The following is a 10,883-nucleotide window of genomic DNA, read 5'->3' as shown; positions in this document are numbered from 1 at the left end:
ACCAACGACTAAGCTTCACCCAAGTCCGATCAATCTGCGTAAATGGATGAATCGACTATGGGCGCTTTATGGCAAACCGATTCGAAACAGGCTGCGCTGCCAACCGACAGCCCGGATCAACTGCCATTGCCACACAGCGCCCGCCGGCGATCCGGGTGGTGGCGCCTGGTGTGGCTGGTGCTGTTGCTCGCGCTGCTGGCATTGGGCTGGGCCGCCAGTGTGGAAATGCACACCTCGCGCCTGCAGGCCCGCTACCTGAGCCCGTTGGCCGCCACCCTCAGTTATCGCCTGGAGCCCGGCGCCAGCGATGCCATCGTGTACCCCGGCGACGGCCCGTTCGACCGGCGCCTGGGCTACAGCGCGCTGAATGAATTCCTACCGCGCCTGCTCAAGCGCAATTACCTGATCCAGGCCCAGACACGCTTCTCCCCGGCCTTGCTGGGCTATGCCGAGCACGGGCTGTTCGTGCCCTACGCGGAAAAAGTCCAGGCCGGCCTGAGCATCACCGATTGCCGCGCCGCGCCGCTGTATGCCTTCACCTACCCGCAACAGCTCTACGCCAGCTTTGCCGAGGTCCCGCCGTTGGTGGTGCAGAGCCTGTTGTTCATTGAGGACCGCGACCTGCTGGACCCCACGCAACCGCTGGCCAACCCGGCGGTGGACTGGCCGCGCTTTGCCAAGGCGGCCTGGTCGCAAGTGGCCAAACTCCTGCATCTGCCGGGGCAGACCGCCGGCGGCAGCACCCTGGCCACGCAGCTCGAGAAATATCGCCATTCGCCCGACGGCTTGACCTTGTCCGGCGGCGAGAAAGTCCGCCAGATGATGTCCGCCAGCGTGCGGGCCTACCAGGCCGGGCCGGACACCTCGGGCAGCCGGCGCAATATCGTGCGCGACTACCTCAACAGCGTGCCGTTGTCCGCCGTGCCGGGCCACGGCGAAGTGCATGGCCTGGCCGAAGGCCTGCGGGTGTGGTACGGCGCCGACTTCAATCAGGTCAACCAGGCGCTGAGCGACAGCGCGCAAGACCCGGCGAGCCTGGCCAGACGCGGCCTGGCCCTGCGCCAGGTGCTGTCGCTGATGATTGCCCAACGCCGGCCCTCGCACTACCTGACCAAAGGTCGCGAAGAGCTGGCGCAATTGACCGACAGCCATATCCGCCTGCTCGCGCAGAACCAGGTGATCCCCGCCACCTTGTCCGCCGCAGCCCTCGCCAGCCACGTGACCTACCGCGACTGGCAGCAGCAACCGACCCTCCAGCCGGTAGAAACCAACAAAGCCATCAACGTCGCCCGCAGCCGTCTCGCCAGCCTGCTCAACCGCTCGCTGTATGACCTCGACCGCCTCGACCTGTCGGCCACCAGCACCTTGCATTACGCGCTGCAAACCCAGGCCACCGACTACCTCAAGCACCTGGCCGACCCGGCGTTCGCCGCGCAGATGGGCCTGCTCGGCCCGCGCCTGCTGACGCCGCAAAGCACACCGCAGGTGCGCTACAGCTTCACCCTCTACGAACTGACGCCCGACGGCGCACGCGTGCGGGTGCAGACCGACAACACCGACCAGCCGTTCGATATCAACGAAGGCAGCAAACTCGAACTGGGCTCCACCGCCAAGCTGCGGGTGCTGACCACCTACCTGCAGATCGTCACCGAGCTGCATGCACGCTACCAGGCGCGCACGCCCGCCGAGCTGAAAAGCGTCGAGCTGCCCGAGCAGGATGTGCTCTCGCGCTGGGCGCTGAATTACCTGATCCAGCACAGCGACCGCGACCTGGCGAAGATGCTCGACGCCGCCCTCGACCGCACCTACTCGGCCAGCCCCGGCGAGGCGTTTTTCACCGGCGGCGGCCTGCACCGCTTCCATAACTTTCGCAACGAAGACAACGGCCGCAACCCGACCTTGCGCGATGCCCTGCGCGAGTCGATCAACCTGCCGTTCATTCGCCTGATGCGCGACCTGGTGCGCTACACCACCTATTCGGGCGAAGACAACAGCGCACGGCTGCTCAAGGACGACAACGACCCGCGCCGCCAGGAATACCTGGCCAAGTTCGCCGACCACGAAGGCACCGCGTTCCTGCTCAAGTTCTGGAAAAAATACCGCCACAAAGACACCCAGGCCCGGCTCGACACCTTCATGGACAGCCTGCACCCCACCGCGATCCGCCTGGCCGCCGTCCACCGTTATTTGCTGCCCCAGGCCAGCCAGGCGAGTTTCAACGCCTTCGTGCGCTCGCACCTGAAAAACCTCAAACCCCCCGACACGCTCAGCGACGAGCGCCTCGAACGGCTCTACCAGAGTTACGGCCCCGGCGCCTACGACCTGCCGGACCAGGGCTATATCGCCAAGGTGCATCCGCTGGACCTATGGCTGCTGGGCTACCTGCTCAACCACCCTGAGGCGAGCTTCGACAAAATCGTCAAAGCCAGTGAATTCGAACGCCAGGAGGTCTACAGCTGGCTGTTCAAGAGCCGTCACCAGAGTGCGCGTGACAGCCGGATCCGCACCATGCTGGAGATCGAAGCGTTCCTCGATATCCACCAGCGCTGGCAGGCCGTGGGCTACCCGTTCGACCATCTGGTGCCGTCGCTGGCCACCGCCATCGGCAGTTCCGGCGACCGCCCCGCCGCCCTTGCGGAACTGATGGGCATCATCCTCAACGACGGCGTGCGCTTGCCGGTGCTGCGTATCGACAGCCTGCAATTCGCCAGCGGCACGCCCTATGAAACCCGCGTGGTCAACGACCCGAACCGCGGCAAACGGGTGCTGCCCAGCGAAGTCGCCACGGCGTTGCGCGGCGCGCTGTCGCAAGTGGTCGACGCCGGCACCGCCAAGCGAGTGGCCGGCAGCTTCAAACTGGCGGACGGCACGGCGCTGGCGATGGGCGGCAAAACCGGCACCGGCGATAACCGCATCGAGGCCATGGGGCCCGGCGGGCGCATGCTCAGTTCGAAATCGATCAACCGCACGGCGACCTTCGTGTTCTACATCGGCGCGCATCACTTCGGCACCCTCACCGCGTTTGTGCCGGGGGCGTCGGCGCAGCACTTCACCTTCACCTCGGCCTTGCCGGTGCAGGTGCTCAAGGGCATGGCGCCGATGCTCAACCCGCTGCTGCAACCAGGCGACCCGACGCTGTGCCTGGCCCGCCAACCCTGACGCCTGGCTGCACTACCTATCTGCCACCGCGGCGCGACGCCGCCACACACACTCATGGATCACCCTTTACAGGACTTGATCCATGCCCGCTCTACCGTCACTCGACAGCGCCTTCAACGGCGCCCACTACGCGCATATCCGCAACGCCCTGCCGGCCTGGCTCACCCAGGCCACGCCCGCACGCCTCGGCGCATTGAAAACCGCGCGCCTCAACAGCCTGAGCGCACCGGCCCCGCTCAAGGCCGCGATTGCCGAGCACTGGCAGCGACAAAACCGCCTGGACCAACGGTTCGCCGGGTTGAACGATGTGTACGCCTTCGCCGAACCGCTGCTCAAACACGCCCTGCGCGACTATGGCACGGTGGATGTGCGCAACACCTACCTGCGCCTCTATGTCGAAGCCAACCTGGCCTGGTGGAAGATCAACATCAGCGGCGCACAGACCAGCAAGACCGTGTCATTGCTCGATGCGGCGCTGGGCAACTTCGCCGCCAGTGACGACTTTCTCGACTTCGCCTTCCTCGGCCCGAGCGATGCACGCGGCCAGCGCGATGTGCTGTCGATCACCCACCGCACCAGCGGCGCCCGCCTCACGGCGCAGGGGTTCAAAGCTATTTGCCGCCAGCTGGATCTCGGCGCGCAGTATCAACTCAAGCTCAGCCAGGCGCTCGGCTTCAACAACCCGCCGCTGGCCCGCACGGTTCACGACGAAGTGGTCGCACGCCACAAAGCCGCGTTGAACAGCGCCGCCCACCTGGCCCTGGCCAAGGGCGACCTCATGCCCGATACGCACGGTTTGATGCTTGACCTGCTGAACGACCGGCCGAGCCCGCTCCAGGCCTACACCCTCAGCGTGATGAACGTCGCGCTGGTGGGCATCGTGCTGTTTATCGCCGCGCCAGGCCCTCGGGTGATCGCCTATGTCGCCGACGACCCCGAACACCCGCTCAAGGCATACCCGTCGCCCCAGGCGTTCATGGCCGAACTGACCCGTCAGTTGCGCGACAAGGCGCGCTACCAGGTGTTCTTCAGCCAGTTCGTGCCCCATGCCGAGCGCGGGGCTTTTTTTGCCGGGCTCAATGCGCGCCTCAGCCACATCCAATGGCACCAAAAAGCCCGCACCGACAGCGGGCCGAGCTGGAAAGACACGCCGATCAGCGACCCCAACCTGCACTTCAGCGTGCAACGCTGGCAGGACGATTATCGCCAACGCCCGCCGACACCCCACGCGGACAACCTGTGGAGCTACCTGTTTCGCGTGCAACTGAACAAAATCGTCAACGATGCGCGGACTATCGCCGTGTCCAGCACCGACGTCGAACGCCACGCCCGCTGGGCCTGGTGGGACAACCTGGAGCAGATGCTCGCCGACCTCCTCAATGCCGCGTTGCTGGTGCTGACGCCCTTCGTGCCGGTGCTCGGCGAACTGATGCTGGTCTACAGCGCCTACCAGATCATGGACGAGGTGTGCGAAGGCGTCGTCGACTGGAGCGAAGGCCGGCGCACCGAAGCCTGGGAACATGTGGCGGGGGTGGCCGACAGCGTGATCCAGTTCGCCCTGTTTGCCGCGGGCGGCCACATCGGTCAGCTGGCGCGGCTCAAGCTCTCGCCCTTCATCGAAAGCCTGGTCCCGGTGCAGCGGGCCGACGGCAGCCGGCGCTTGTGGAACCCGGACATCAGCGCGTTCGCCCGGAAAACCCCGATCCCCGCCGATTCGATACCGTCGCCCGCGGGCCTGCATCAGCATGACGGCAAAACCCTGCTGGCCCTGGGCGAGCATCACTTGGAGGTGCAATACGACCCGCTCAGCGACGCGCACCGCGTGGTCCACCCCGATCGCCCGGACGCCTACCGCCCGCGCCTGCAATTGAACGGCGACGGCGCGGCGACCCACGAGGGCGAACGCCCGCGCACCTGGGAGCGTGCGCAGTTGCTGCGACGTCTCGGGCATCGGGTGCAACCGTTCAGTGACACGCAGCTGGAACAGCTAAGGGTCGCCAGCGCCACCGAAGACGGCGCCCTACGCCGCATGTACGAGTACAACGAAACACTGCCACCGTTGCTCGATGCCGGCCTCAAACGGCTCGAAGCGGCCGACTCCATCCAGGCGGCCAGCGAAAAAATCCGCGCCGGGCAGGCTTTGAGCGCCGACCCGAGTTCGGACTGGTTCGAGCAGATGGTCACCGAACTCGACGGTTGGCCCCCGAACAAAGCACTGCAAGTGTTCCTCAAGCCCGACCTGAGCGGCAGCTCGCACCGCTATGGCGCTGCGCAAGCCAGCGCCGCCGACACCTTGCGCATCAGCCTCGGCGAAGTGCTGTCCGGGCACTTGCCGGAACGGGTGCTGGGCTTTCTCGATGAAGCGGCAATCACCCGCCTGCTGGGCGCCGAGGTGCCGAAGTCGCAGCGGGTACACGCGTTGCGCGAGCAACTGGCCGACTACGTATTGAGCCAGAGCCGCGACATCGCCCCGGCGGTCTACCGCGCCCGTGAAGAGAGCGACGACCCCGGCATTATCAGCCTGCGCCACGACCATCCCGACCTCGACCTGAGCCTGGCCCGCCGCCTGCTCGACACCGCCCGCCCCGCCGAACGCCAGGCCCTGGCCGCGCACCGGCGCGGGCCGTTGCGCCTGCGCAACCTGGCCGACGAGCTGCACGTGGCCGCCGAGGCGGCACGCGCCTACGAAGGCTTCTATCCACCGGCGTCGCCCAGCCCGGCCACGGAAACCCTGGTACTCAAGACCCTGCAATTGCACGCCGACGTGCTCAGCGACCTGCACCTTGAAATCCGCAACGGCGCCGTCACCGGCCCCCTGCGCAGCCAGGCCGGCCCGGACACTGCCACCACTCGCCGGGTGTTGGTCCACAACAGCCTCGGTTATGCGGTCTATGACGGCGCCGGCCAACCGTTGCACAGCCCGGCCAATCTGTACGAAGCCGTGTTGTCGAGCCTGCCCGCCGCGTCGCACAGCGGGCTGGGTTACCGCCCCGGCGAAGGCGCAGACCTGCGGCACTGGCTGATGACCGCCCTGGAACCCTTGGCCGAGCGCCGCACGCTCCTCGCTGAGCCGGCGACTCACCGGGTGATGGAGCGGCACACCCAACAGTTGCTCGGCGGCCCGCTGCTCAGCCGCTGCCGCGCCGCGCCTGCCGATCACCCGGCGACGTTTGCCAGGGAGGTCTTGCAACGCCTGTTTCCGAGCCTCAGCGAGCAACGGCTGAGCCGCTTTATCGAGGCGATCCCCACCGACCAACTGGGCACCACCCTGAACGACCTGACCCTGGAGAAACAAACCCTGCACAGCCAATTGCAGACTTGGAAACAATCGCCCACCCATCACCCCAAAGGCAGCGTCCAGGAGCGTCAACAACTGGCCAGCCGCAAACGCCTGGCGCTGCTCCTCGAACAGACCTGGGCCGACCGCTACGCCGAATACACCGACGATTGGGGCCGCACCCAACACGGCGCGCGCGTGGACCTGAACGGCATGCCGTTACCCGAATCGCTGCCCGCGCTGACCGTCAACTTTGAACATGTGACGTTCCTGGACCTGAGCCAGAGCAGCGTCGGGCAAACCCATTGCGGCTTGCTCAAGCACTTCCCGGCGCTGCACTCCCTGGACCTGAGCGACAACCACCTGACCAGCCTGCCGGTCGAGCTTGGCGCGATGCGTTTGCTGCGCAACCTCAACCTCGCGAGCAACCGCCTGGCCCTGTTCCCCGAAGACGTGACGCGCCTGCGCAACCTGCGCCGCCTGCAAGTCCTGATCCTCAGCCACAACCCGCTCAGCCTCGCGCCGGACATCACGCGCATGCCCAACCTGCGCCGCCTCGACCTCAGCCACACACAGATCGGCCAATGGCCCCGTGGCCTGTTTGCCCACCCCAGGAACGATGCGTTCGACCTGAACCTGAGCGGCAACCCGATCCGCGCCCTGCCCACCCTGACGCCGGAACCCACGGCTGCGCGCACCGTGGCGCGCACCCGCCTGGACCGCAACACGCTGAACGACGATCAGCGCACTCTGTACGAACGCTACCGCAGCGAGGCCGGGCTGGACCCGTATCGCACCTATGAGCCCCAGGGCAGCAGCGATCCCTGGCTGGAAGGCGTCGACGCCAACACCCGGCTTGTCCGCGAGCAGCTGTGGGACGCCGTCGAAGACGAACACGGCTCCCAGGGCTTTTTCGAAGTCATCAAACTGCTTGAGCCGCCCGAGTTTTTCGAGAACCCCCAGGACCAGCAGCGCTACGCCCGCAACCAAGCGGAGCTGACGCAACGGGTATGGCGCTTGATCAACGCCACCCACGCCGACAGCGCCCTGCGCGAGCGCTTGTTCAAGCTGTCGAGCTTCCCCGGTTTGTGCGGCGACGGCGGCGCGCAGATTTTCAATGAGATGGGGATCGAGGTCATGGCCAGCGAAGCCCGGCGCTTTTCCGCGTCACTGGCTGAACTCGAAGGCCGACTGGTGACCCTGGCCAAGGGCGCGGCGCGCCTCAAGCACCTGAACCTGGTGGCCCAGGCGGACGTCGCCCGGCGCCTGCGGCCCATCGACGCCGGCGGCGAAGGCCAGCGCTTGCGCTCCGAGCTGGTGGACGGCGAGGCCGGCGCGGTGGACGAAGTGGATATCCACCTGGCCTACCAGACCGCCCTGGCCAACAGGCTGGATTTGCCCTGGCTGTCGGACCACATGCTCTACCGCGACACCGCCAATGTCAGCCCGGACCGCATCCAGCAGGCGTACACCACGGTAAGGGAAATGGGCCAGGGCGACGGCCTGGTCAACCAGATCCTCCTTGAGCCGTATTGGGAGACCTTCCTGCAGGAAACCTACGACAACCGCTATCAACAAAATCTCACCGAGTACACGCACAAGTTCTACCGCCTGGACGACCTGCAAACCCTGCAGGCGCAATGGCGCGAGGAACAGGAGCCGCAGCAAAAAGCCCGGCTCGCCGAGCAGCTCAAGGCCCTGGCCGACGAACTGGACACGGCCGAAAACCTCGTGCTCAGCGACACGCCGATCAGCGACGCGCTCTACAACCGCCTGCTCAACGACCTGGGCTACAAGGAGAAGGACTGGATGCGCGACCTGACCCGCACAGCCCTGAAAAACGCCGCTCAACAGCGTAACCGGGCGCCGTTGTCCGACACATGAGGGCACTGCAGGCGCGCGCATGCCCGCGCCTGCAACCCCCGCGGGTCACACCTCCGAATCCCAGATCACTGTGACGTTCCCTTCATAGGTGCCGGACTCACCGGGCTGCAACATCGTCTCCACGTCGTCGCGCGCCACTTCGAAATGCAGGGTGCCAGGCTTGCGGTCGACGAACATCGTCGACAGCAACAGGTGCGTGCCGCTGCCGTCCAGCCGCAGCGGACGGCGCTGGACCGGCTGGCCCTCGGGGTCGACGATGCCGTGGGGCATGGTCACGCCGACCTGCAACGGCACCGAGCGCCCCGACCTGGCGTCACGGATCCGGCAGGTGTTGTCTGCCGCCTCGACGTACTGGCATTCCATGCCGATCCTGAAGCGCGCGGTGGAATAGAAGTTGAAGGTCTGGTCCCTGAACAGCCGCGTCGGTTTGCGCCCCTGGCTCAACCAGCCTTGCCAGCCACCCTGAGGCAGCAACTCGACGCGCTCACCGCCCGGCGGGATCTCGACCTTGAGGATGTGATCGACCGAAAGAATGAAATTGAGGGTGATCTGCTCATCGTTGGGTAACATCACGTTGCCCAGGTCGAAGTCCTTGTGCGGCCCGACGCTGTACGTCACCTGCCCGCGGTAGGTCCCGGCCCTCATCCCCAGGGGGTCGGGCGTGACCAATTCGTAGGTGAAACCGAGGCCATCGAACCAAAATGTCTCGGCGGGAATATGGCTGGCGGCTCTTTGCGCACACCCCCTGACGCCTTCCGGCAAAAACCAGGTGAACGCGAAAAGCCATTGGTTGCCGACACTCACCCCGCTGGATTGACACGGTGGCGGTGGATAATCGTGTTCCCAACGCACAGTGGGGTCCTGCCGCAGCCACCGGAACACCATGCCAATGCCACTGATCCGGAACTGAAGGGTTTCGGCCTCTCCCGTTTCGTCATGCACGACGGTGATGTTTCTGCGTTCGGTCGGCGCATGAAACAACAGATGATTGCGATCGTCTCCACCCGGCACGATCGGCGCGCTCATCCGAAAATCGATCGGAAGACCGATGCTGTAGCGCGTCTCGTTGCAGTACTGCGGCGCCCAGGTGCAATAGCTGTTACCCGGCGGCGTGTGGTTTTTGAACACGTTGCGCGCCGGCTGGCTGGGGTCCGGCCGGAACGAGGCCAGGATGTCCACGGTGGCCGCCGTTACGTCGGCGGGCAGCCCCACCAGCAGCCCGGCCAACCACAGCCCCAACACCTTGTTTTTGATTTGCATGGGTTCACTCGTTCTGAAAAAACTCAAGCGTGGCCCCCGGTTCATGGGCGCAACGCATCGAAAATGATCTGCACGTTGCCGAAGTACTGGCCGGGGAGGTAACCGTCCTCAGGCTTCTGCGCGGCAATTTCCAGCAGCACCCGTTTGCCGACACGGGCCTCGGCTTCCGGCACCACGCGCATGGCGTCGAGCCCCAGCACCTGCTGATTGAAGGTGACGGTGAGCGCAATGTTGTCGCGGCCGTTGAACAGCACCGGTTCATAGGCGAGGTAAGCGTCCACCGCGCCCAACACGTTTTTCACATCGAAAGGCTCGCGCAGCGCACTCAGGGTTTCAGTCACCGGGTTCCAGCTCAGGGTTTGCTCACGCTCCAGAAAGCCGGGGTTGAGCGGCAATACATAGAAGTCACTGGTGGGGACTTTGACCGACACCTGGAACACCGCCTCCTCGCGGGCGGCCAGGGCGCTGAAGCTGAGCGCGCTCAACAGCGCCAACACGGCCCAGCGGCTCATCCTTTCACCTCTTGATTCTTCTGCGTGTCGCCTTCCACCAGCTTGAAGGTGTAGTGGCGCCCGGTTTGTTTATCGAAGGTAAAGGCACGCCCCGGCAGCACGTGGTTCTTGGTGGTCGGATGGCAATCGGTCGGCTTGCCGGCCACACAGTTCTTGAACTCGTCGACCACGATCACGCTGTTGCCGTTGTTGCGCAGTTCATAGCGAGTGGCACCATCGTTGATGCGGGTGTCGTAGCGGGTGTCCTTGGGGCGCACGAAAAACACCGTGCCATAGCCGGCCAGCACGCTGACGCCGGCCTGCAGGGTCTTTTGATATTCCTCACGCTCTTCTTCGGACAGGGCAAACGCGTCCTCTTTTTCCGGCACCACCGGGATGTAGCGCACCCGGAAGTAACGCTCGCTGGCGCGCTCGCCCATGTACAGCAAGCGCGTGCCCTGCATGCCGTTGGCCGGCACGATCAGGCGCGCGGGGCTGGCCATCAGGCCATCGCGGGCGCTGGCGTCGGCCTGGGATTGCACGGGAATTTCCTGGGGCACGCCGCTGGCGTCGTAGACGATTTCGAGGATCTCGACCTTGACGAAAGCGGTGCTGGTGCCGCCGTTGAAGATGCGTTTGAGGTAGCTGCTCTTGCTCCCGTCCAGGTAGTCATAGACCACGCCGACGTTGATATTCGGGCCCGCCTGGACCCCCAGGGAAACCATCCACACGCCCAGGATTGCGGCTAATACTTTCATTGCTTTACACCTCATTAACGGTTGGCCTGAAGCCAACCCACTCGACTTGCGAAG

The 10,883-nt window shown here is 65.3% G+C and carries 5 protein-coding genes; 2 read left to right on the top strand and 3 right to left on the bottom strand.

All coding sequences use genetic code 11. From position 1 onward, the window contains the following. Positions 1-57 precede the first annotated feature (57 nt). Positions 58-3,159 carry a transglycosylase domain-containing protein gene (locus INT12_RS15695; RefSeq protein ID WP_193039699.1) on the top strand — a complete coding sequence of 1,034 codons (3,102 nt, stop codon included), beginning with the start codon at positions 58-60 and terminating at the stop codon, positions 3,157-3,159. Between the two features lie 82 nt (positions 3,160-3,241). Next, positions 3,242-8,320, top strand: coding sequence for an NEL-type E3 ubiquitin ligase domain-containing protein (locus tag INT12_RS15690; RefSeq protein ID WP_193058910.1), 5,079 nt, complete (start codon positions 3,242-3,244; stop codon positions 8,318-8,320). A gap of 45 nt (positions 8,321-8,365) precedes the next feature. On the opposite strand, the gene INT12_RS15685 is transcribed toward INT12_RS15690, so the two are convergent. Genes INT12_RS15685 through INT12_RS15675 form a run of 3 tightly spaced genes read right to left on the bottom strand, consistent with a single transcriptional unit; the run spans position 8,366 to position 10,829 of the window. Further along, positions 8,366-9,580 carry a hypothetical protein gene (locus INT12_RS15685; protein ID WP_017844574.1) on the bottom strand — a complete coding sequence of 405 codons (1,215 nt, stop codon included), beginning with the start codon at positions 9,578-9,580 and terminating at the stop codon, positions 8,366-8,368. Between the two features lie 41 nt (positions 9,581-9,621). Next, positions 9,622-10,092 (bottom strand): CS1 type fimbrial major subunit, encoded by a 471-nt coding sequence (locus tag INT12_RS15680; RefSeq protein ID WP_017844573.1) that lies wholly within the window; start codon positions 10,090-10,092, stop codon positions 9,622-9,624. After that, complete coding sequence (locus tag INT12_RS15675; RefSeq protein WP_017844572.1) at positions 10,089-10,829, bottom strand: hypothetical protein; 741 nt, start codon at positions 10,827-10,829, stop codon at positions 10,089-10,091. The genes INT12_RS15680 and INT12_RS15675 overlap by 4 nt, the downstream gene beginning before the upstream one ends. Between the last annotated feature and the right edge of the window lie 54 nt (positions 10,830-10,883).

The sequence above is a fragment of the Pseudomonas sp. K8 genome (assembly GCF_014889455.1).
GTDB classification, from domain to species: domain Bacteria; phylum Pseudomonadota; class Gammaproteobacteria; order Pseudomonadales; family Pseudomonadaceae; genus Aquipseudomonas; species Aquipseudomonas veronii.
Note: the sequence above shows the minus strand (reverse complement) of the source record. Positions and strands in the feature narration are given on the sequence as shown.